Annotated in this window: 20 protein-coding genes and 1 pseudogene; 15 read left to right on the forward strand and 6 right to left on the reverse strand. The window is 56.8% G+C overall.

The genetic code is table 11. The features are described from left to right. Positions 1 to 6 precede the first annotated feature (6 nt). From AFK66_RS03150 to AFK66_RS03165, 4 genes are all read left to right on the forward strand, one after another. The gene (locus tag AFK66_RS03150) at positions 7 to 1434 is read left to right on the forward strand and encodes a glycoside hydrolase family 1 protein (RefSeq protein ID WP_023898052.1); all 1428 of its coding nucleotides are present in this window, start codon (positions 7 to 9) and stop codon (positions 1432 to 1434) included. Positions 1435 to 1443: 9 nt separating this feature from the next. After that, a complete protein-coding gene (locus tag AFK66_RS03155; RefSeq protein ID WP_007777831.1) occupies positions 1444 to 1761 on the forward strand; it encodes a PTS sugar transporter subunit IIB in 318 nt (105 codons plus the stop codon). 61 nt (positions 1762 to 1822) lie between these two features. Continuing rightward, positions 1823 to 2596 (forward strand): FCD domain-containing protein, encoded by a 774-nt coding sequence (locus AFK66_RS03160; protein WP_004385941.1) that lies wholly within the window; start codon positions 1823 to 1825, stop codon positions 2594 to 2596. Next, complete coding sequence (locus AFK66_RS03165; RefSeq protein WP_007777828.1) at positions 2593 to 3069, forward strand: GNAT family N-acetyltransferase; 477 nt, start codon at positions 2593 to 2595, stop codon at positions 3067 to 3069. The genes AFK66_RS03160 and AFK66_RS03165 overlap by 4 nt, the downstream gene beginning before the upstream one ends. Here AFK66_RS03165 and galR read toward each other — a convergent pair. Continuing rightward, entirely contained in the window at positions 3030 to 4046 is a 1017-nt protein-coding gene (gene galR / locus AFK66_RS03170; RefSeq protein ID WP_007777824.1) for an HTH-type transcriptional regulator GalR, read from the reverse strand. The genes AFK66_RS03165 and galR overlap by 40 nt on opposite strands. A 492-nt stretch (positions 4047 to 4538) precedes the next feature. On the opposite strand from galR, the gene aas reads away from it, so the two are divergent. Together aas and lplT are read left to right on the forward strand one after the other, a co-directional pair. Continuing rightward, the gene (aas, locus tag AFK66_RS03175; protein ID WP_032980617.1) at positions 4539 to 6698 is read left to right on the forward strand and encodes a bifunctional acyl-ACP--phospholipid O-acyltransferase/long-chain-fatty-acid--ACP ligase; all 2160 of its coding nucleotides are present in this window, start codon (positions 4539 to 4541) and stop codon (positions 6696 to 6698) included. Further along, positions 6691 to 7884 (forward strand): lysophospholipid transporter LplT, encoded by a 1194-nt coding sequence (lplT, locus tag AFK66_RS03180; protein WP_007777820.1) that lies wholly within the window; start codon positions 6691 to 6693, stop codon positions 7882 to 7884. The genes aas and lplT overlap by 8 nt, the downstream gene beginning before the upstream one ends. A gap of 50 nt (positions 7885 to 7934) precedes the next feature. Here the strand turns inward: lplT and AFK66_RS03185 are convergent, their stop codons facing one another. From AFK66_RS03185 to AFK66_RS22880, 5 genes and pseudogenes are all read right to left on the reverse strand, one after another. Further along, the gene (locus AFK66_RS03185; protein ID WP_007777818.1) at positions 7935 to 8975 is read right to left on the reverse strand and encodes an NADP(H)-dependent aldo-keto reductase; all 1041 of its coding nucleotides are present in this window, start codon (positions 8973 to 8975) and stop codon (positions 7935 to 7937) included. Between the two features lie 136 nt (positions 8976 to 9111). Next, a complete protein-coding gene (locus AFK66_RS03190) occupies positions 9112 to 9330 on the reverse strand; it encodes a YgdI/YgdR family lipoprotein (RefSeq protein ID WP_007777817.1) in 219 nt (72 codons plus the stop codon). 128 nt (positions 9331 to 9458) lie between these two features. Beyond that, positions 9459 to 10172, reverse strand: a complete 714-nt coding sequence (locus AFK66_RS03195) for a TerC family protein (RefSeq protein WP_007777816.1) — start codon at positions 10170 to 10172, stop codon at positions 9459 to 9461. A gap of 77 nt (positions 10173 to 10249) precedes the next feature. Beyond that, the gene (gene mutH / locus AFK66_RS03200; RefSeq protein WP_023898057.1) at positions 10250 to 10936 is read right to left on the reverse strand and encodes a DNA mismatch repair endonuclease MutH; all 687 of its coding nucleotides are present in this window, start codon (positions 10934 to 10936) and stop codon (positions 10250 to 10252) included. Between the two features lie 154 nt (positions 10937 to 11090). After that, positions 11091 to 11165 (reverse strand): annotated as a pseudogene (locus tag AFK66_RS22880) (hypothetical protein); the annotation flags it as partial. Positions 11166 to 11619: 454 nt separating this feature from the next. On the opposite strand from AFK66_RS22880, the gene rppH reads away from it, so the two are divergent. From rppH to recC, 9 genes are all read left to right on the forward strand, one after another. After that, complete coding sequence (gene rppH, locus AFK66_RS03205) at positions 11620 to 12153, forward strand: RNA pyrophosphohydrolase (protein WP_004385951.1); 534 nt, start codon at positions 11620 to 11622, stop codon at positions 12151 to 12153. Between the two features lie 12 nt (positions 12154 to 12165). Continuing rightward, the gene (gene ptsP, locus AFK66_RS03210) at positions 12166 to 14412 is read left to right on the forward strand and encodes a phosphoenolpyruvate--protein phosphotransferase (protein ID WP_032982931.1); all 2247 of its coding nucleotides are present in this window, start codon (positions 12166 to 12168) and stop codon (positions 14410 to 14412) included. Between the two features lie 164 nt (positions 14413 to 14576). Next, positions 14577 to 15452 (forward strand): prolipoprotein diacylglyceryl transferase, encoded by an 876-nt coding sequence (gene lgt, locus AFK66_RS03215; RefSeq protein WP_007777811.1) that lies wholly within the window; start codon positions 14577 to 14579, stop codon positions 15450 to 15452. 6 nt (positions 15453 to 15458) lie between these two features. Further along, a complete protein-coding gene (thyA, locus tag AFK66_RS03220; RefSeq protein WP_007777810.1) occupies positions 15459 to 16253 on the forward strand; it encodes a thymidylate synthase in 795 nt (264 codons plus the stop codon). A gap of 180 nt (positions 16254 to 16433) precedes the next feature. Next, entirely contained in the window at positions 16434 to 16907 is a 474-nt protein-coding gene (locus AFK66_RS03225) for a prepilin peptidase-dependent protein (RefSeq protein WP_007777808.1), read from the forward strand. After that, positions 16898 to 17461 (forward strand): prepilin peptidase-dependent protein, encoded by a 564-nt coding sequence (locus AFK66_RS03230; RefSeq protein WP_007777807.1) that lies wholly within the window; start codon positions 16898 to 16900, stop codon positions 17459 to 17461. Before AFK66_RS03225 ends, AFK66_RS03230 begins: the two co-directional genes overlap by 10 nt. A 17-nt stretch (positions 17462 to 17478) precedes the next feature. Further along, positions 17479 to 17880, forward strand: a complete 402-nt coding sequence (locus tag AFK66_RS03235) for a DUF2509 family protein (protein WP_007777805.1) — start codon at positions 17479 to 17481, stop codon at positions 17878 to 17880. Beyond that, positions 17865 to 18197, forward strand: coding sequence for a prepilin-type N-terminal cleavage/methylation domain-containing protein (locus AFK66_RS21010; RefSeq protein WP_032971137.1), 333 nt, complete (start codon positions 17865 to 17867; stop codon positions 18195 to 18197). The genes AFK66_RS03235 and AFK66_RS21010 overlap by 16 nt, the downstream gene beginning before the upstream one ends. A 12-nt stretch (positions 18198 to 18209) precedes the next feature. Continuing rightward, on the forward strand, positions 18210 to 21581 hold the full coding sequence (gene recC / locus AFK66_RS03240; protein ID WP_007777802.1) for an exodeoxyribonuclease V subunit gamma: 3372 nt from the start codon (positions 18210 to 18212) through the stop codon (positions 21579 to 21581). Positions 21582 to 21623: the final 42 nt, after the last annotated feature.

Here is a 21623-nt window from a genome sequence, read left to right on the forward strand (position 1 = left end):
GACCGCATGAGCGAAAAAACTCTCGCTATCCCGCAGGATTTCATTCTCGGCGCGGCGTCGTCCGCCTGGCAGACCGAAGGATGGAGCGGCAAAAAACCGGGCCAGGACTCCTGGCTCGATCTCTGGTATCAAAACGACCGCCACGTCTGGCACGACGGCTACGGCCCGGCGGGCGCGACGGATCTTATCAACCGCTACGAAGAAGATGTGGCGCTGATGAAACAGGCGGGGCTGACGCACTATCGCACGTCGATCAACTGGTCGCGCTTTTTCACCGATTATGAAAACGGCGTCGTTGATGAAGAGTACGCGGCGTATTACGACCGCTTTCTGGATGCTATCAGGGCGGCGGGCGTCGAACCGATGATCTGCCTTGAGCACTATGAATTGCCGGGCTATCTCTTTGAGACCTACGGCGGCTGGTCGTCCAAAAAGGTGGTCGAGCTTTTCGTTCTCTACGCCGAAAAAGTGTTCGAGCGCTACCACTACAAAGTGTCGCGCTGGTTTACGTTCAACGAACCGATTGTGGTACAGACGCGCGTCTATCTCGACGCGCTGCGCTGGCCGTATGAGCAGAACACCGCCACCTGGATGCAGTGGAACCACCATAAAACGCTCGCCACTGCGAAAGTGGTGCAATTGTTTCGCGAGAAGGGCTACGCGGGGAGCGTGGGGGTGATCCTGAACCCGGAAGTGACCTATCCGCGTTCGCGTGCGCCGCACGATGTGAGCGCCGCCGAACGCTACGATCTCTTCTATAACCGTGTGTTTCTCGACCCGTTAGTCAAGGGCGTCTATCCGCCTGAACTTATGGAACTGCTGGAGAAGCATGGCGTGGCGTGGGAGTACAGCGAAGAGGAGCTTGCGATTATTCGCGATAACGCCGTGGATGAACTTGGCATCAATCTTTATTACCCGCATCGCGTCAAAGCGCCGTCGCGCGCCTGGCACCCGGAGACGCCGTTCCATCCGGCGTATTACTACGAGCCGTTCGAGCTGCCGGGGCGGCGAATGAACAAATCACGCGGCTGGGAGATCTACCCGCGCATCATTTACGACATGGCGATGCGGCTTAAAAACGATTACGGCAACATTCCGTGGTTTGTCGCGGAGAGCGGGATGGGTGTCGAAAACGAAGCGCAGTTTCGCAACGCCGACGGCGTGATTGAAGATGACTACCGCATCGGGTTTATCGGCGAGCATCTGTACCAGACGCTGCTGGCGCGCGAGGCGGGGGCCAATTGCCAGGGTTATATGCTGTGGGCGTTTACCGATAACGTCTCGCCGATGAACGCGTTTAAAAACCGTTATGGCCTGGTCGAAATTGACTTAGCAAACCAGCGCGCGCGGCGGCCAAAAAAATCCCTGCACTGGTACAGGCGTCTGCGCGAGTCGCGCACGCTCACGCTCACGATTGATGATGAATGGAAATAAGGACCGCAGATGAAACGTATCGTACTGTGCTGTTCCGCCGGCATGTCCACGTCGCTGGTGGTCACGAAAATGGAAAAAACCGCCGCTGAACGCGGGCTTGATCTGAAAATTTACGCCATTCCCGAGCAGAATCTGCGCGATGAACTGGAACTTCACGGCGGCGATATTCAGGCGGTGCTGCTGGGGCCTCAGGTGCGCTTTAAGCTTGCCGAAAATAAAAAGCTGACTGACGAACACCAGATCCCGATCGCGGTCATTGATTCTGTCGCTTATGGCACGCTTAACGGCGCGAAAGTTCTCGAACAGGCGTTATCTCTGGTAATCTAACGCGCCGCGAAGCCCGCTTGCGGCACGCGAAATTGGGTCCATTCAGAGCACAGGTGATCACGTGGAGAAGGCAGTCGTTCCGCCGGAGAAAAAGCAGTATCAGGAGATTGGTGAGGATCTGCGCGCGCAAATTATCCAGGGCCACTATCCGGTCGGCTCCCGTCTTCCGCCGGAGCGCAATATCGCCGAGAAATATGGCGTCAGCCGCACCATCGTGCGCGAGGCGCTGCTGATGCTGGAGCTACAGGGCACCGTGGATATTCGCCAGGGTTCCGGCGTCTATGTGATGCGCATTCCGGCGGAGCACGAAGCCGAAGAGGAGCGTTTTTTCTCAAGCGATATCGGCCCGTTTGAAATGCTGCAGGCGCGGCAACTGCTGGAGAGCAATATTGCGGCGTTCGCGGCGAAAATGGCCACCAAAGCGGATATCGACAACCTGCGGCGTATTCTGGAGCAGGAACAGCGCGCCATCGCCATGAATGACACCACGCAGGACAACAACAAGCTGTTTCATCTGGTGCTGGCGGGCGCGTCGCAAAACCAGATGCTGCTGGCGACGGTCGAAAGCATCTGGCACCACATGGACAGCAGCCCGCTCTGGCAGCAGCTGCGCGCCCATATCGAAACCCGCGCGCATCGCCTGAAATGGCTTGGCGATTACCAGACCATTCTCGCGGCGCTGCGTCGTCGCGACGTCATGGGGGCCTGGCAGGCGATGTGGCAGCATCTGGAAAATGTGAAAAACAGCCTGATGGAGCTTTCCGACGCCGACGCGCCCGATTTCGACGGCTACCTGTTTGAATCTGTGCCGATTTTCCAGGGAAAACTGCAATGAACATTGTGCCGCTCTATGAGGCTCCGCAGCATGCGGAGCAGGTAACCGACTGGCTGTGGCAGGCGTTCGGCACATCGCTGCCGCGGGCGTTTTTTGCAAGTATCGTCACGCACAGTCAGCAGCCGGGCCAGCTGCCGCTCACTTTTGTGGCGATTGATGGCGAACGGCTGCTCGGCACCGTGGGGCTGTGGCGCTGCGATTTAATCAGCCGGCAGGATCTGTTTCCGTGGCTGGCGGCGCTTTATATCGATGAGGCGCAGCGCGGCAAGGGGCTTGGCGGGGCGTTGCAGCGCGCGGTGATGGACTACGCGCGCCAGCACGGTTTTCAGGAGCTGTTTCTCTACTCCGCCTGCCGGGATTACTACGAACGTTTCGGCTGGGCGTATATCGGCGACGGTCTGGACTACCCCGACCAGACCGTGCATCTCTATCGCTACGACTTATCCGTTTCGGCGGGCGCCACCACCGAGTGACGGCGTACCAGCGTCGGGGTAAAGATATTGGTGATTTCCGGTGCCGGGCGATTATCCGCGAGCGCTAACGCCAGCTCCGCCGCCTGGGTCGCCATCGTGACGATCGGGTAGCGGATCGTGGTCAGGCGCGGGCGCACGTAGCGCGATACCAACACGTCATCAAACCCTATCAGCGAAATCTCCTGCGGCACCGCGATGCCGTTATCGTTCAGCACGCCCATCGCGCCCGCCGCCATCGAATCGTTATAACAGGCCACGGCGGTAAATTGTTTACCCTGCCCGAGCAGCTCGGTCATCGCCTGCTCGCCGCCGCTCTCATCCGGTTCCGCCCAGGCGACCAGACGGTCGTTACACGGCAGATCGTGCTCGCGCAGCGCGTCGTAATAACCCTGCAAACGGTCCTCGGCGTCTGAAATCGCATGGTTTGAACAGAGATATCCGATGCGCGTATGGCCCTGCTGAATCAAATGGCGAGTGGCAAGCCAGGCGCCGTAACGGTCGTCGAGCGCCACGCAGCGAGATTCAAACCCCGGCAGAATGCGGTTAATCAGCACCATGCCTGGGATCTGTTTCATCAGAGGGATCAGGTCTTCATCGGGAATCGTTTTGGCATGGACCACCAGCGCCGCGCAGCGGTGGCGAATCAGTTGTTCAATCGCCTGACGCTCTTTTTGCTCGCTATGGTAGCCGTTACCGATAAGCAGAAAATTCCCGGTGTGGTAGGCCACCTGTTCCACCGCTTTGACCATCGCCCCGAAGAACGGGTCCGAGACATCACCCACCACCAGACCAATGGTTTCTGTGGTCTGCTGGGCCAGCGCACGGGCGTTGGCGTTAGGGTGGTAATTGAGCTGTTCCATGGCGCTCAGCACCGCCTGGCGGGAGGCATCACTGGCTTTGGGAGAGTCGTTAATAACGCGGGAGACCGTCGCAACAGAGACTCCCGCAAGCCGCGCAACATCCTTAATAGTCGGCATTCAATACCTTCAGGGGTAAGCGTTTACACTGCGGTAAGTGTTACGGAAAAGCGCAGTCACTTCAAGCCGAATGCCCGGTGTGCGGGCGCTCGCTCACAAAAGACCGAGAGAGAATTAAGAAAAAGACGCTGCGGATGTAACGAGAAAAAGCCAAATAATTTCAGGTAAAACCTTTAGTTACACTTTGCGATGGGCTGTTGCGATTGCTGGCTGGCGGGGAGTGTGGACGGGTTGCTACATTTGAGATCCCAGAGGTATTGATAGGTGAAGTCAGCGACTTAGCTGATCACAACACTTACACCAACCTGCGCGGATGCGCAGGTTTTTTTTGTCTGCTTTCCGCCTCGCTATCACCATCCGCTGCCTGATTCCTCTACCACATCATTCATTGCGCTGGCTCTGCCAATTTCTCCTGTCGCCCCTGTTCGCCGAGTCGTGTAATCTGCGATAACTATACTTAACCCTCGCTAAAGGAAAACAAAGGGCGTTGATATGGTTTTGAAATTTTTTCGTTGGCTGTTCCGTTTGCTCTTTCGCATTCAGGTATACGGAGATACCGGGCCGCTGACTCAGCAGCGCGTGCTCATTACGCCAAACCACGTATCGTTTCTTGATGGCGCGCTGATGGCGCTGTTCCTGCCTGTCCGCCCGGTGTTCGCGGTCTACACCTCTATCAGCCAGCAGTGGTATATGCGCGCGCTGAAGCCGATTATCGACTTCGTTCCGCTCGACCCGACCAAACCGATGTCGGTTAAACAGCTGGTGCGTCTGGTGGGCGAGGGGCGTCCGGTGGTGATTTTCCCGGAAGGGCGCATCTCTATCAGCGGCTCTCTGATGAAAATTTATGAAGGGGCGGGCTTTGTGGCGGCGAAATCGCAGGCCACGGTGATCCCGGTGCGTATTGAAGGCGCGGAGCTGACCTTCTTCAGCCGCCTGAAAGGGCTGGTGAAACGCCGTCTCTTCCCGCGTATTTCCATTCACATCCTGCCGCCGACCAGTATCCCGATGCCTGACGCGCCGAAAGCGCGCGACCGCCGCAAAATGGCGGGCGAAATGCTGCATCAGGTGATGATGGAAGCGCGCATGGCGGCGCGCCCGCGCGAGACGCTGTTTGAGGCGCTCATCAACGCGCAAAAGCGTTACGGCGAGAGTAAAAACTGCCTGGAAGATATCAACTTCAAGCCGGACACCTACCGCAGCCTGATGATGAAAACGCTGTTTGTGGGGCGCATTCTCGATAAATACAGCGCGCCGCGGGAGGCCATCGGTCTGATGCTGCCAAACGCCAGCATCAGCGCCGCGGTGATTTTCGGCGCGGTGATGCGCGGGCGAATCCCGGCGATGATGAACTACACCGCGGGCGTGCAGGGGCTGACCAGCGCCATTACGGCGGCGCAGATCAAAACCATTTTCACCTCGCGCCAGTTCCTGGATAAAGGCAAGCTCTGGCACCTGCCTGAGCAAATCACCTCTGTGCGCTGGGTTTTTCTGGAAGATCTGAAAGGCGAAGTGACGGCGAAAGACAAAGCGTGGATCTTCGCGCATCTGTTAATGCCGCGCCTCGCGCAGGTGGAGCAGCAGCCGGAAGACGCGGCGCTAATCCTCTTTACCTCAGGGTCAGAGGGCAATCCGAAAGGTGTAGTGCATAGCCACAAAAGCCTGCTCGCCAACGTGGAGCAGATCCGCACCATCGCGGATTTCACCGCCGACGATAAATTTATGTCGGCGCTGCCGCTGTTCCACTCTTTTGGTCTGACGGTCGGGCTGTTCACGCCGCTGCTGACCGGCGCGGAAGTCTTCCTCTACCCAAGCCCGCTGCATTACCGCGTGGTGCCGGAACTGGTGTATGACCGCAACTGTACGGTGATTTTCGGCACATCCACTTTCCTTGGCCACTACGCACGCTTCGCGCACCCGTACGATTTCCACCTGGTGCGCTATGTCGTGGCCGGTGCCGAGAAGCTGCAAGAGAGCACGAAACAAATCTGGCAGGATAAATTCGGCCTGCGCATTCTGGAAGGCTACGGCGTGACCGAGTGCGCGCCGGTGGTGTCCATTAACGTGCCGATGGCGGCGAAGCCTGGCACCGTCGGGCGTATTCTGCCGGCGATGGACGCGCGCCTTGTTGAAGTGCCCGGCATCGAGCAGGGCGGGCGTTTGCAGCTGAAAGGCCCGAACATCATGAAAGGCTATCTGCGCGTGGAAAACCCCGGCGTGCTGGAAGCCCCGGCGGCGGAAAACCCGCAGGGCGTCAGCGAGCCGGGCTGGTATGACACAGGCGATATCGTCGCCTTTGACGAACAGGGCTTTGTGCAGATCCAGGGGCGCGCCAAACGCTTTGCCAAAATCGCGGGCGAAATGGTATCGCTTGAGATGGTGGAAGGCCTGGCGCTCGCCGTCTCGCCGGAGAAAATGCACGCCACGGCGATTAAACACGATGCCGCGAAAGGCGAGGCGCTGGTGCTGTTTACCACCGACCCGGAGTTGACCCGCGAAAAACTGGCGCAGCAGGCCCGCAGTAAAGGCGTGCCGGAACTCGCGGTGCCGCGTGATATCCGCTTCCTCAAACAGCTGCCGTTGCTCGGCAGTGGCAAGCCGGATTTCGTGTCGCTGAAAAAACTCGTCGACCAGGAAGAGACGCATCATGCCTGATTCGCACAACCCAAACGGCTCGCTGTTTTCGCGGGGAATGATGGCGGTTATCGTCGCGCAGTTTCTTTCGGCGTTTGGCGATAACGCGCTGCTGTTCGCCACCCTCGCGCTGCTTAAACAGCAGTTCTACCCGGAATGGAGCCAGCCGGTGCTGCAGATGGTGTTCGTCTGCGCCTATATTCTGCTGGCGCCGTTTGTAGGCCAGGTGGCGGACAGCTTCTCAAAAGGGCGGGTGATGATGGTCGCCAACGGCCTGAAGCTGCTCGGCGCGGTAGTTATTGTCTTCGGCGGCAACCCGTTTGTCGGGTATACGCTGGTGGGCGTCGGCGCGGCGGCCTATTCGCCCGCCAAGTACGGCATTCTCGGCGAGATAACCACTGGCGACCGGCTGGTGAAAGCGAACGGGCTGATGGAGTCGTCGACGATCGCGGCGATCCTGATTGGCTCTATGGCAGGCGGCATGCTGGCGGACTGGCACGTGGGCGCGGCGCTGGGCGTCTGTGCGCTGGCCTATGCGGGCGCAGTTGGCGCGAACCTGCTGATCCCGAAACTGGGTGCCGCGCGGCCTGGCCAGTCGTGGCGCTTTGGCCCGATGACGCGCAGTTTCTTCAGCGCCTGCCGCACGCTGTGGCATAACGACGAAACCCGCTTCTCGCTGGTCGGCACCAGTATGTTCTGGGGCGCGGGCGTGACGCTGCGTTTTCTGCTGGTGCTGTGGGTGCCGGTGGCGCTTGGCATTACCGATAACGCCACGCCGACCTATCTGAACGCGATGGTGGCGGTCGGCATTGTGGCGGGCGCGGGGGCTGCGGCGAAGCTGGTGACGCTGGAGCGCGTGTCGCGCTGTATGCCTGCGGGCATTCTGATTGGCGTCGCGGTTATCTTCTTCTCACTCCAGCAGGCGGCGCTGCCGGCTTATCTGTTGCTGCTGCTGATAGGCTTTTTCGGCGGGTTTTTCGTGGTGCCGCTCAACGCGCTGTTGCAGGAGCGCGGCAAGCGTTCCGTCGGCGCGGGCAACGCGATTGCAGTGCAAAACCTCGGCGAGAATACCGCGATGCTGCTGATGCTGGGGCTCTATTCGCTGGCAGTGAAACTTTCGCTGCCGGTGGTGGGGATTGGCGTCGGCTTCGGGGCGATTTTCGCGCTGGCCATCGCTGGCCTGTGGCTGTGGCGACGTAAACAGTAAAAAAAGACCCGCTCCGGCGGGTCTTTTTGTATCACCAGCAAGCACCGCGCTTACGGCGCCGGGTAGGTATAGACCTGATGCACTGCTTCCAGTTCCGCCAGTACATCTTCACTGAGCGTCAGGTGCAGGCTTTCAACGTTGGTTTTTAGCTGTTCCATCGTCGTGGCACCGAGCAACGTGCTCGCTACAAACGGCTGCTGGCGCACGAACGCCAGCGCCATCTGCGCCGGATCCAGGCCGTGGCGCTTCGCCACCTCAACATACGCCGCCACCGCTTTTTGCGACTGCTCGCTGCTGTAGCGCGTGAAGCGGCTGAAAAGCGTATTGCGCGCGCCTGCGGGTTTCGCGCCGTTTAGGTATTTGCCGGTCAGCGTGCCGAACGCCAGCGCGGAATAGGCCAGCAGCTCCACGCCCTCAAACTGGCTCACTTCGGCAAGCCCTACTTCAAAGCTGCGGTTCAGCAGGCTGTACGGGTTCTGAATAGTGACGATGCGCGGCAGATCGTGTTTATCCGCCAGATGCAGGTAGCGCATCACGCCAAATGCAGTTTCGTTTGACACGCCGATATAGCGGATTTTCCCGGCGCGCTGGAATTCCGCGAGCGCTTCGAGGGTTTCCAGCAGCGTGACGACCGGCGCGTTGTCGGTCCAGGTATAGCCCAGCTTGCCAAAGCAGTTGGTCGGGCGCTGCGGCCAGTGTACCTGGTAGAGATCGAGATAATCGGTCTGTAAACGTTTCAGGCTGGCGTCGAGCGCGTCGCGGATGTTTTTGCGATCCAGCGCCTGGTTAGGGCGAATGCCGCTGTCGTTGTTGCGGCTCGGGCCGCTGACTTTGGAAGCGATCACCAGCTTTTCGCGATTGGCGCGTTTTTTCAGCCAGTTGCCTACGTAGGTTTCCGTCAGGCCCTGCGTTTCCGGGCGCGGAGGTACGGGATACATTTCGGCGACATCAATCAGGTTTATGCCCTGGCTTACGGCGTAATCGAGCTGTTCGTGGGCGTCGGCCTCGCTGTTTTGTTCACCAAACGTCATGGTTCCCAGCCCCAGCGTGCTGACTTCAAGTGAGCTATGAGGAATACGGTGATAATGCATAGCCGGCCTACCTTCTGTTGTTCAGTCCGCGTCAGGCCATTCCTGACAAAGGAATATAAACATGGCAGAGGGGAGACAAAAGGAAAAGAGGCAAGGGAGAAAAAACCAAAAGGTCAGCGCGATGCTGACCTTTTATTTAACGCTCAATGATTTGCGAAACCTGATCGCGGTTTATCTGCATCTCGTTACCCTGTTGGTCACGATAGCTCACCAGCCCGGTTTCGTCATCGACCTGCGGTTTGCCTTCAGTCAGGATCATCCGGCCATCTTTGGTCGCCATGACGTAATCACTGCTACAGCCTGAAACCGCGAAGGCCAATCCGACGGCAGAAATTGCTACAGCCCATTTTTTCATTGTTTTTCGCCTCATCAGGAAGGAGTCCACATAGAGTCTAGTAAAAAGCAGCGAGGCGGCGCGAAAAAGCAGCAAATTCTTAAAAGTTCAGGGGAATAAACAAAAACGCTCCCGAAGGAGCGTTCGTCTTACAGCGGTTTTTTCTTGTTGCGAAGCAGATTGAGGCTTTCCACGGCGATGGAGAAAAACATCGCAAAGTAGATGTAGCCTTTCGGCACATGAATATCGAAGCTCTCCAGCATCAGGGTGAAACCCACCAGGATCAGGAACGAGAGCGCCAGCATCTTCACCGACGGATGGCGCTCGACAAACTCGCCGATAGGGCGCGCAGCGAACATCATCACACCGACTGCAATCACCACTGCCGCCATCATAATAAACAGATGATCGGAGAGGCCCACCGCGGTGATAACCGAATCCAGGCTGAAGATGATATCCAGCAGCATGATCTGAATAATGGCACCGAAGAAAGAGTGCACATTGGTTTTCAGACCTTCCTCTTCGCCTTCGATAGTCTCGTGGATCTCTTTACTGGCTTTCCAGATAAGGAACAGGCCGCCCAGCAGCAGGATCAGATCCCGCATTGAAATTGCCTGATCGAACACGGTAAACAGCGGGTTGGTGAGCTTCACCACCCAGGCGATCGAGGCCAGAAGCGCGAGGCGCATAATCATCGCCGCGCCGAGGCCCATTTTACGCGCCAGCGCCTGCTGAGACTTTGGCAGTTTCGCCACGACCAGAGAGAGAAAAATAATATTGTCGATCCCAAGCACAATTTCCAGCAGCGTCAGCGTACCGAGTGCCAGCCAGGCGTTAGGATCTGTTATCCATGCAAACCACATCAAAAAAGTCCTGCTCAAAGTAACAAAACGCTAATTATATGCGTCGGGGAAGGGCTGTTGACAAAAATTTAAGGGGTTTATAACAAAAAATGACGTGCCAGCAGGGCGGCGGTGAAGTTCTTCTTAAGATAAAAGCCGCGCGGCAGCGTCATGATTGGCTCACCGTGCGTACCGAACGCGGGCGTCAGCGCTTTGCTATTGGCGGCTTTTGGGCGCAACTGCAACACTTCGCCGTGACGCGCGGTGATGCGCTCCACCTGGCCCAACACAATCAAGTCCATTAACTCCTCCCAGTCACGACGCAGCCGATCGTCTTCCTGCGGCGACGGGCTCCAGAGCAGCGGCGCGCCGACGCGTCGCTCTGCTAATGGGATTTCGCGCTCGCCTTCTACCGGCACCCACAATACACGCTTGAGCTTATGGCGCACGTGGCTGGTTTCCCACGTGACGCCGGTATTGCCGGTGAGCGGGGCGACGCAGACAAACGTCGTCTCAAGCGGGCGGCCCTGACTGTCGATGGGGATCGTTTTTAGCTCGACGCCAAGTGCAGCGAAATCCTGCTCCGGTTTGCTGCCCGCGCTCGCGCCAAGCCAGCGCTCCAGCAGCACGCCGATCCAGCCTTTATCACGCCGCAAATCGGCAGGGGTTTCCAGCCCTGCCAGCGTCGCCAGTTCGCCAAGCGTCATCCCCGCCAACTGCTGTGCCTGATGCAGCAGTTGCGCTTCATCGACCGGCGGTTGAGTAAGAGGAGCAAGGGAAGCCATAACGATTACCTTCTGTTTAAAAAATGAACAGCAAAATGCCTGCTTGTGGAAAGAGTTTACCCGCTTGTGAGCAAATGATTCAATTATATGATTTAAAATGATTTTTATTCGAAAAAAAGATTTCTCATATGCCGGAAACAGAGGTTGTTCAAATCTGGTCACCGACAATAAACAGGATCTTACACCAGTTTATCCACAGAAAAATGGGATAACTGGGTAAAACCCCCACTACTGTTTCGATTTACAGCCTTGACGGACGCGGAAAACGGGCTTTTTCAGCAAATTGTGACTAAGTTATTGGCATAATCTGTGGATAAAAACGACGCTGTTCGATCTTTCGTCAGAGTAAGGATCGTGAGTGTGATGATCGTCACACTGAGCGGTGAATATCACGTTATTTTCATTTTAATCTTTTGAATAACAATGTAATTTTATCTATAAGAATAATCCCTGATTCCGGGTTGTTTTGGGTTTTCCCTGGGAAATAAGACACTTCTTCACAAAGATATCCACAGAAAAAGTGAATAAAAGCGGGTATAAGCCGCTCTCCCTGTTTATAACCCCGCACATTTTTGTGAGTTATTCAAATGTTATTCCTGTTCACACCCGCTAACAGAGTGGTTTACCGTCAATGAGGAGTATGAAACAATCGTTACTATCTAGGTTTATTTTGAGGTAGTCCGGTGATCGATGATGATGGCTACCGCCCGAATGTTGGTATCGTGATCTGTAATCGTCAGGGGCAGGTAATGTGGGCCAGACGTTTTGGCCAGCACTCCTGGCAATTTCCGCAAGGCGGCATTAATCCTGGCGAGTCGGCGGAGCAGGCGATGTACCGCGAGCTTTTCGAAGAAGTCGGTTTACAACGAAAAGATGTGCGCATCCTTGCGACCACCCGAAACTGGTTACGTTACAAATTACCAAAACGTTTGGTGCGTTGGGACACAAAGCCGGTATGTATCGGCCAGAAACAAAAGTGGTTTCTTCTGCAGTTAATGAGCAACGACGCCGATATCAACATGCAAACCAGCAGTACGCCAGAATTTGACGGCTGGCGGTGGGTAAGCTTCTGGTATCCGGTGCGCCAGGTGGTTTCTTTCAAGCGCGATGTCTATCGTCGGGTGATGAAAGAGTTCGCAAGCGTTGTGATGCCGTTGCAGGAGAGCGCGCCACCGCAGCGTAATCCTTCGCCTGCCTGGCGACGTAAAAGAGGTTAAGCCACGCAAATTATGCTCACCCGGTTGCGAGAAATAGTCGAGAAAGTGGCCAGCGCCCCGCGTCTTAACGAGGCGCTGGACATTCTCGTTACGGATATCTGTCTTGCGATGGATACCGACGTTTGTTCGGTCTATCTCGCCGACCACGACCGGCGTTGCTATTACCTGATGGCAACCCGTGGGCTGAAAAAACCGCGCGGGCGCACCGTGACGTTGGCGTTTGATGAAGGCATTGTCGGTCTTGTCGGGCGTCTCGCCGAGCCGATTAACCTTGCTGATGCGCAAAAACACCCCAGCTTTAAATACATACCTTCAGTACGCGAAGAACGCTTTCGCGCTTTTCTCGGCGTGCCGATTATTCAGCGCCGCCAGCTGCTTGGCGTTTTAGTCGTCCAGCAGCGCGAGCTGCGCCAGTATGACGAGAGCGAAGAATCCTTCCTGGTGACGCTCGCCACCCAGATGGCGGCGATTTTGTCGCAGTCTCAGCTCACCGCGCTGTTTGGCCAGTATCGCCAGACGCGTATCCGCGCGCTGCCGGCCTCGTCGGGCGTGGCAATTGCGCCAGGCTGGATGGACGCCACGCTGCCGCTGATGGAGCAGGTCTACGAAGCGTCGACGCTCGATACCGGGCTTGAGCGCGAACGCCTGACCACTGCGCTTGAGGAAGCCGCTGGCGAATTCCGCCGCTACAGCAAACGCTTTGCTGCAGGCGCGCAAAAAGAGACGGCGGCGATTTTCGATCTCTATTCCCACCTGTTGTCCGACGCGCGGCTGCGTCGTGAGCTTTACGACGAGGTGGATAAAGGCTCGGTCGCCGAATGGGCGGTTAAAAAAGTTATTGAGAAATTCGCCGAGCAGTTTGCCGCGCTGACCGATGGCTATCTGAAAGAGCGCGCAGGCGATCTGCGCACGCTCGGGCAGCGGTTGCTGTTCCACCTAGACGATAACATTCAGAGCCCGAACACCTGGCCCGAGCGTTTTGTGCTGGTGGCGGATGAGCTTTCCGCCACGACGCTCGCCGAGCTGCCGCAGGACAGGCTGATGGGCGTCGTCGTACGCGACGGTGCCGCCAACTCCCATGCCGCTATTATGGTGCGTGCGATGGGCATTCCCACCGTGATGGGCGCGGATATCCAGCCTTCTGTACTGCATCACCGTATGCTGGTGGTGGATGGCTATCGCGGCGAACTGTTGGTTGACCCGAGCCCGGTGCTGCTTCATGAATATCAGCGGCTGATCAGTGAAGAAAACGAACTTAGCCGGCTTGCCGAAGATTATGTTGAACAGCCCGCCTGCCTGAAGAGCGGCGAGCGGGTACAGGTCATGCTTAATGCGGGCCTCAGCCCAGAGCATGAAGAGAAGCTCGGCAGTCGTATCGACGGCATTGGGCTTTATCGCACCGAAATTCCGTTTATGCTGCAAAGCGGTTTTCCGTCTGAAGAGGAGCAGGTAGCGCAATACCAGGGCATGTTGCAGATGTTTAACGACAAGCCAGTGACGCTGCGTACGCTTGATGTCGGCGCGGATAAACAGCTGCCCTACATGCCCATCAGCGAAGAGAACCCATGCCTCGGCTGGCGCGGGATCCGCATTACGCTCGATCAGCCGGAGATCTTTTTGATCCAGGTGCGCGCCATGCTGCGCGCCAACGCCGCGACCGGCAATCTCAGCATCCTCCTGCCGATGATCACGAGTATCGACGAAGTAGACGAAGCGCGTCGGCTTATCGATAGAGCCGGTCGAGAAATGGAAGAGATGCTCGGCTACGAGATCCCTAAACCGCGGCTCGGCGTCATGGTGGAAGTCCCGTCGATGCTGTTTATGCTGCCTCACCTGGCAAGCCGCGTTGATTTTATTTCTGTCGGCACCAACGACCTCACCCAATATCTGCTGGCGGTAGACCGCAATAACACGCGCGTCGCCAGTCTCTATGACAGCCTGCATCCGGCGATGCTGCGCGCGCTGAAAATGATTGCTCTTGAGGCGCAACGCCTCGGCATCGATCTCTGCCTGTGTGGTGAAATGGCGGGCGACCCGATGTGCGTCGCGCTGCTGGTCGGCATGGGCTATCACCATCTCTCTATGAACGGCCGCTCGGTCGCGCGCGTGAAGTATCTGCTGCGGCATATCACGCTGGAAGAAGCCGAAACGCTCAGCGCGCGCAGCCTCGAATCGCAATCAGCCACAGAAGTGCGTCACCAGGTGGCAGCGTTTATGGAGCGTCGCGGCATGGGTGGCCTGATTCGCGGCGGCCTGTAACGCCGCGATAACCGGCTGTGCTCTTACATATCTTTTACAACTTCCTGTCCTCGCCCACGTCTGGCTTTATGCTATGATCCGCAGCCTCAGGAGCGTCCGGAAAAGGGCGCAGCATCTCACCCGCTGTCCACTTTCAGCGGGATAACAACAGGTTTTGGTGACAGATGAATAGTGGCTATCTGCATTTTCCCGATTTTGATCCGGTAATCTTCTCCCTTGGGCCGGTTTCGCTTCACTGGTACGGGCTGATGTATCTTGTGGGCTTTGTATTCGCCATGTGGCTCGCCGTTCGTCGTGCTAATCGTCCTGGTAGCGGCTGGACAAAAAACGAAGTTGAAAACCTGCTCTATGCGGGCTTCCTCGGTGTTTTCCTGGGTGGGCGTATCGGTTATGTGCTGTTTTACAATCTGCCGCTTTTCCTTGAAAACCCGCTGTATCTGTTCCGCGTATGGGATGGCGGCATGTCCTTCCATGGCGGACTCATCGGCGTTATCTGCGTCATGATTTGGTTTGCGAAGCGCACCAAACGTAACTTCTTCCAGGTCTCCGATTTTATCGCGCCGCTGATCCCCTTTGGGCTTGGCGCGGGCCGTCTGGGTAACTTTATTAATGGCGAGCTGTGGGGCCGTGTCGATCCGGGCTTCCCGTATGCCATGCTTTTCCCGGGCTCGCGCAGCGAAGATATCAGCCTGCTGGCCTCGCATCCGGAATGGCAGTCGTTGTTTAACACCTATGGCGTGCTGCCTCGCCATCCGTCGCAGCTTTATGAGCTGTTCCTGGAAGGCATCGTGCTGTTTATCATTCTGAATCTGTTTATCCGGAAACCGCGTCCGATGGGTGCGGTTTCCGGCCTGTTCCTGATTGGTTACGGCGCATTCCGTATTATTGTTGAATTTTTCCGTCAGCCGGATGCGCAGTTTACCGGCGAGTGGGTGCAGTACATCAGCATGGGGCAAATCCTCTCCATTCCGATGATCGTTGCAGGCGCAGCTATGATGATCTGGGTTTATCGCCGCCGCCCACAGCAACAACTTTCGTGAGACGCCATGAAACAGTATCTTGAACTGATGAACAAAGTGCTCCATGAGGGAGCACAAAAAGATGACCGTACCGGCACCGGGACGCTCTCGATTTTTGGCCACCAGATGCGTTTTAATTTGCAGGACGGTTTCCCGCTGGTTACCACTAAACGTTGTCATTTACGCTCCATCATCCATGAGCTGCTCTGGTTTCTGAAAGGCGATACCAATGTCGCTTATTTACATGAAAACAACGTCACCATCTGGGACGAATGGGCAGACGAAAACGGCGATCTTGGCCCGGTATACGGCAAGCAGTGGCGCTCCTGGGGGGCACCCGATGGCCGCCAAATCGACCAGCTTGAAACCGTGATTAACCAGCTGAAAAACGATCCGGACTCGCGCCGTATCATTGTTTCCGCCTGGAACGTCGGTGAGCTGGATAAAATGGCGCTGGCGCCTTGTCACGCGTTTTTCCAGTTCTACGTAGCGAATGGCAAACTCTCTTGTCAGCTCTACCAGCGCTCGTGCGACGTCTTCCTCGGACTGCCGTTTAACATCGCCAGCTACGCGCTTCTGGTACATATGATGGCGCAGCAGTGTGACCTCGAACCTGGCGATTTCGTCTGGACGGGCGGCGATACGCACCTCTACAGCAATCACCTGGAACAGGCGCGTTTGCAGCTCACCCGTGAGCCGCGCCCGCTGCCGAAGCTGGTTATCAAACGTAAGCCAGATTCGCTCTTTGATTACCGGTTCGAAGATTTCGAAATCGAAGGCTACGATCCTCACCCGGCTATCAAAGCGCCCGTCGCGATTTAACGCTTACCCTGCCATAACCGACGCTCGCCTGCGTCGGTTTTTTTATCCTCGTTATTCATTCTTCGGCACGTCTTCCAGGACGCCTGCAAGCACATGCAAACGTGCCGATTTCTTCCGGGATGTCTTCCAGTTTCACGGATTGCCGCTGGTCACGTTTGCTGACAGTGGCACACTTGCGCCATGAACAGAAAAGAGCAGGGCTATAGCCTGATTGAAGTGATGGTGGTGCTGGTCATTGTTATCGGCATGAGCACGGCTGGCGTGTATGGCTGGCAGCGCTGGCAAAACCAGCAACGCTTGTGGCAGACCGCACAGCAGACGCGGGATTTTCTTGAAGCACTCAGGGAGGATGCAAACTGGCGTAACGTTGACCACAAACTCTGGTTGAACCGTGGTTCTCAGGGATGGTGCCTCGGCACACAGACGAGCGGTGAGCAGACATGCAATACAGGGGCAAAAAACCAGTTTTCGCCACCGTGGCCGGAGGTAGAGATCGTTGAGATAACGCCAGGTCTCGCCTTTTATGGCTTACGCAATACGGCCTGGCCCGGTCACATCATTTTACGTAGCCCGGCGGGTGAGTGGCGCATTATTATTTCAGTCTGGGGGCGGATCCGGCTGTGCGAGCCGGGAGAAGGGACATCATGCGTGTAAAAGAGACAGGATTCTCTCTGCTTGAAGTACTGATTGCGCTTGGCATAAGCAGCGTATTGTTAACTGGCGCGTCCAGACTGCTCCCGGCGTTACAGCTTGGGGTACTGCGCCAGGCGCAGCAAACGCTACTGCAGGAAGAGCTCTGGCAGCTGGCATTTACGGTGGGTAAACAGATACAGCGAGCCGGTTACTGCTACGGCGGTTGTGATAGCCGTGCACTGCAACTCAATAGCGACGGCAGTTGTTTGCTGGTGCAGTGGGACGCTAACAACAATGGACGTTTCGAGACCACGCCTTCTGCAGATGCTGAACAAACAGGGTATCGCCTGCGCGACGGTAGCCTTGAGACGCAGCGTGGCGCCATGTCCTGCGAGGGTAAAGGATGGGAGAAAATGACGAATCCCGCCATGGTGCGCATCGACAAGTTTCAGGTTCAGGAAAAACAGCGGCCCGGCTTTCCTCCGCTATTTACCGTGGCGTTACGTGCAACAATGCTCCGCTATCACGGCGAGCCGGTGGCCGTTGAGCATAGCGTCAGCGGGTTTAATTTATGAATGCCAGGGAGAAGGGCATGTCGACGATTGCTATGGTTCTGGCCTTGCTGCTGTTGGGTAGCTTGATGCTGAGCGGGTTGCAGCAGCAACTGGACAGCCGTTTTGGCCGGGCGGCAAATGAGAGCGCGGCGATTAAAGCGTTTAACGCGGCGCTCTCAGCACTGACGCTCTCGCAAAGCCGGGACTGGGCCTTTACGCCGCAGTGGCAATGTCAGCTGTTGCCTGAAGTGAAAGGCCGCGCCTGCGTCAGGCAAATGCAAACGTATTTTCTGGTCGCAGCAGAGGGCGTGGAAGAGAATGCGGCGCCCCTCACTCTATGGCGTTGGGCGCAGCCAGACGGTGAGCGTCTGCGTTTTATGCCGCATGGCTGGAGCGACTTTTGTCCACTCCCGGAGGCGAAGCAATGCAAGCTTCCATAGCTCGCCACCGTCAGACTGGGTTTAGCCTGCCGGAAGTGCTGGTTTCTTTGGTTTTATTCATCGTCATCATCGGGGCATTGACGGGGTATTATCAGGTACTTGCGCAAGGGTTTCTTCATCAGTGGCACTATCGGCAGCTCTGGCGTTTTGCGAGCCAGCAGGCAGAAATCGACCCACCGTCTTTACCTGAAGGCTGGAAAGCGACGCGGGTGAAGACTTCCAGTGCGGGATGTGTCAGCATTTCGGTTCTTGTGTCGAGCCCTGGGGGCAGGCAAGGGCAGTTAAGACGTCTACATTGCCCCTCTGAAAAGCAGTAGTCAGGAGTCACTATGTTACGGGTTTATCACTCCAACCGGCTTGATGTGCTGGAGGCGATTATGGAGTTCATTGTTGAACAACAGCCGCTTCCCGATCCCTTCGAGCCAGAAATCGTCCTGGTGCAAAGCACCGGTATGGCGCAATGGTTGCAGATGAGCCTGGCACAGAAATTTGGCATCGCTGCGAATATCGAGTTTCCACTTCCGGCAAGCTTCATTTGGGACATGTTTGTGCGCGTGCTGCGCGATATTCCGCAGGAGAGCGCTTTTACCAAACAGAACATGAGCTGGAAACTCATGAAGCTTTTGCCTGGTATGCTCACTTCACCTGACTTCGACATGCTGCGGCACTATCTGCATGATGACGAGGACAAACGGAAGCTGTTCCAGCTCGCCTCGCGCGTGGCGGATCTCTACGATCAGTATCTGGTGTATCGCCCCGAGTGGTTAACTCGCTGGGAGGCGGGAGATATTGTCGATGGTCTTGGCGATCCACAGCGCTGGCAGGCGCCGCTCTGGCGTGCGCTGGTTGAACACACCGCTGAACTGGGGCAGCCGCAGTGGCACCGCGCCAACCTCTATCAGCGTTTTATTCGCACGCTTGAGACGGCGGAAAGCCGCCCGGAAGGGCTGCCCGCGCGCGTGTTTATTTGCGGCATCTCGGCGCTGCCGCCCGTCTATTTACAGGCCTTACAGGCGCTGGGTAAACACATTGACGTGCATCTTCTTTTTACTAACCCGTGCCGCTATTACTGGGGTGACATACAAGATCCGGCCTTCCTGGCGAGGCTATTGAGCCGTAAGCGTAAACTGCATGCGAAAGAGGGAACGGCACCGCTTTTTAAAGACAGCGAAACAGCCCCCGCGCTGTTCAACGAGGAAGGCGAACAGGAAGTGGGAAACCCCCTGCTTGCTTCCTGGGGTAAATTAGGCCGCGACTATACGTACCTGCTTTCAGGCCTTGAGCGCTTTGAAGAGATGGATGTGTTTGTCGATCTCGAACCCGATAACCTGTTGCACAGCCTGCAGTTCGATCTGCTGGAGCTGCGTAATCAGGCGCAGGCGGGCGTGACGCTTGAAGAGTTTGAGCGCAGCGACGGGAAACGCCTGTTGGATCCTGACGATCGCAGCATCAGTGTGCACGTCTGCCACAGCCCCCAGCGCGAAGTTGAAATTCTCCATGACCAGCTTTTGCAGATGCTGGAGGCCGATCCAGAGCTGACGCCGCGCGATATTATCGTGATGGTGGCGGATATCGACAGCTACAGCCCGTTTATTCAGGCCGTGTTTGGCAGCGCGAGTCAGGAACGATACCTGCCGTTTGCCATCTCGGACAGGCGCGCCCGTCAGGCGCATCCTGCGCTCCAGGCCTTCATTACGTTACTCTCGCTGCCGGACAGCCGTTTTGTCTCTGAAGATGTTCTGGCGCTACTGGAAGTCCCGTCGCTTTCCGCCCGCTTTAACATCAGCGAAGAAGGGCTGCGTTTTCTGCGCCAGTGGGTGAATGAGTCCGGCGTACGTTGGGGCATTGATGATGACAACGTGCGTGAACTGGCGCTGCCAGCGACTGGCCAGCACACCTGGCAGTTCGGCCTCACCCGTATGTTGCTGGGCTACGCCATGGAAAGCCATCTTGGCGAATGGCAGTCTGTGCTGCCCTACGATGAATCCAGCGGGCTGATTGCCGAGCTGGTGGGCCACCTTGCTGAACTCTTAATGCAGCTCAATTTGTGGCGCAAAGGGCTTTCGCAGGCGCGGCCGTTGGCGGAATGGCTGCCGGTCTGTCGGGAAATGCTTGATAGTTTCTTCGCCCCGGACGCCGAAACTGAAGCCGCGCTGGCGCTAATTGAACAGCAGTGGCAGGCGATTATCGAGCAGGGCATAGGCGCGCACTATGAAGATGAAGTGCCACTCACGTTGTTGCGCGATGAGCTTGCGAAAATGCTCGACCAGGAGCGTATCAGCCAGCGCTTCCTCGCCGGGCCAGTGAACTTCTGCACGTTAATGCCGATGCGCTCGATTCCTTTTAAGGTCGTGTGCCTGCTTGGCATGAACGACGGCGTTTATCCGCGAACGCTTGCGCCACTAGGGTTCGATCTGATGAGCCAGAAGCCGCAGCGTGGGGATCGCAGCCGTCGTGACGACGACCGCTATCTCTTCCTGGAGGCGCTGATTTCCGCCCAGCAGCAGCTTTACATCAGTTATATTGGCCGCTCGGTACAGGATAACAGCGAAAAATATCCGTCAGTGCTTGTGCAGGAACTCGTGGATTATCTTGCCCAGAGCCATTACCTGCCGGGCGACGAGGTGCTCAATTGTGATGAAAGCGCGAAAAAGGTCAAAGCCCATCTGATGCGGCTTTATCCCCGTACCCCTTTTGATGCGGAAAACTTTCAGCCAGCCAGAGAGACGCAGAGCTATGCCCGCGAATGGCTGCCAGCGGCCAGCGATCAGGGCGAGGCGCATCCGGAATTTATCAAACCGCTGACGCCGGTCACGCTTGAGGAGCTGCCGTTTGAACAGTTCCAGCGCTTCTGGCGACATCCGGTGCGTGCCTTTTTCCAGTTACGGCTGAAGGTTAATTTCCGCACGGAAGAGAGCGAACTGCCGGATGCCGAGCCTTTTACGCTGGATAGTCTCGGCCGCTATCACATGAACCAGCAGCTATTGAATACGCTGGTAGAACAGCAGGATCCCGAGGCGCTTTACCGACGATACCGCGCGGCAGGCGAGCTGCCCTATGGCGCGTTCGGCGAGCTGTTCTGGGAAAGTCAGCTACAGGAAATGCAGGTTCTGGCCGAGCGAGTGCTTGCCGAGCGCGATAGCGGCGAAAGCCAGGAGATTGCACTTGAGCTTGGCAATGTTGAAATGACCGGCTGGCTGCAGCATGTGCAGCAGGACGGCCTGTTACGCTGGCGGCCTTCCATACTGCGTGTTGAACATGGAATGCAACTTTGGCTCGAGCATCTGGTCTACTGTGCCTGCGGCGGTGAAGGAACCAGTCGGATTTACGGTCGAAAAGATAGCTGCTGGCGCTTTCCGCCTGTACCGCGTGAGCAAGCGGAACACTATTTACGCGAGCTTACCGAAGGTTATCAGCAGGGTATGCGCGAACCTCTGATTTTATTACCCCAGAGCGGCGGCGAGTGGCTAAAAGCCTGTTATGACGTGAAGAACGACGTCATCCTGTGGGATGAAGAAACCCAGCAGAAAGCGCGTAATAAGCTGATTCAGGCGTGGACGGGTAACCAGATGGTGGAAGGCGAGGGGATGGATATCTGGTATCAGCGTCTGTGGCGCAATCTGGAACCCGAATATTACGAGGCCATCATCCGCGAAGCGCAGCGTTATTTGTTGCCGCTCTTTCGCCATCACCAGCCCTGATCCATTAAGCGCAGACGGCCACTTTAACGGCCTCATGAGAAG

It is taken from the genome of Cronobacter malonaticus LMG 23826, from assembly GCF_001277215.2.
Classification (GTDB): Bacteria; Pseudomonadota; Gammaproteobacteria; order Enterobacterales; family Enterobacteriaceae; genus Cronobacter; species Cronobacter malonaticus.

Bases quoted from the DNA above. Each gene is read 5' to 3' on its own strand.
- thyA (WP_007777810.1), top strand. From the start codon at position 15,459: ATGAAACAGTATCTTGAACTGATGAACAAAGTGCTCCATGAGGGAGCA.
- ptsP (WP_032982931.1), top strand. From the start codon at position 12,166: ATGCTCACCCGGTTGCGAGAAATAGTCGAGAAAGTGGCCAGCGCCCCG.
- mutH (WP_023898057.1), bottom strand. From the start codon at position 10,936: ATGGCTTCCCTTGCTCCTCTTACTCAACCGCCGGTCGATGAAGCGCAA.
- galR (WP_007777824.1), bottom strand. From the start codon at position 4,046: ATGCCGACTATTAAGGATGTTGCGCGGCTTGCGGGAGTCTCTGTTGCG.
- AFK66_RS03165 (WP_007777828.1), top strand. From the start codon at position 2,593: ATGAACATTGTGCCGCTCTATGAGGCTCCGCAGCATGCGGAGCAGGTA.
- AFK66_RS03195 (WP_007777816.1), bottom strand. From the start codon at position 10,172: ATGTGGTTTGCATGGATAACAGATCCTAACGCCTGGCTGGCACTCGGT.
- aas (WP_032980617.1), top strand. From the start codon at position 4,539: ATGGTTTTGAAATTTTTTCGTTGGCTGTTCCGTTTGCTCTTTCGCATT.
- AFK66_RS03235 (WP_007777805.1), top strand. From the start codon at position 17,479: ATGTCGACGATTGCTATGGTTCTGGCCTTGCTGCTGTTGGGTAGCTTG.
- AFK66_RS03155 (WP_007777831.1), top strand. From the start codon at position 1,444: ATGAAACGTATCGTACTGTGCTGTTCCGCCGGCATGTCCACGTCGCTG.
- AFK66_RS03190 (WP_007777817.1), bottom strand. From the start codon at position 9,330: ATGAAAAAATGGGCTGTAGCAATTTCTGCCGTCGGATTGGCCTTCGCG.
- recC (WP_007777802.1), top strand. From the start codon at position 18,210: ATGTTACGGGTTTATCACTCCAACCGGCTTGATGTGCTGGAGGCGATT.
- AFK66_RS03230 (WP_007777807.1), top strand. From the start codon at position 16,898: ATGCGTGTAAAAGAGACAGGATTCTCTCTGCTTGAAGTACTGATTGCG.
- lgt (WP_007777811.1), top strand. From the start codon at position 14,577: ATGAATAGTGGCTATCTGCATTTTCCCGATTTTGATCCGGTAATCTTC.
- AFK66_RS03225 (WP_007777808.1), top strand. From the start codon at position 16,434: ATGAACAGAAAAGAGCAGGGCTATAGCCTGATTGAAGTGATGGTGGTG.
- AFK66_RS03150 (WP_023898052.1), top strand. From the start codon at position 7: ATGAGCGAAAAAACTCTCGCTATCCCGCAGGATTTCATTCTCGGCGCG.
- lplT (WP_007777820.1), top strand. From the start codon at position 6,691: ATGCCTGATTCGCACAACCCAAACGGCTCGCTGTTTTCGCGGGGAATG.
- AFK66_RS03185 (WP_007777818.1), bottom strand. From the start codon at position 8,975: ATGCATTATCACCGTATTCCTCATAGCTCACTTGAAGTCAGCACGCTG.
- AFK66_RS21010 (WP_032971137.1), top strand. From the start codon at position 17,865: ATGCAAGCTTCCATAGCTCGCCACCGTCAGACTGGGTTTAGCCTGCCG.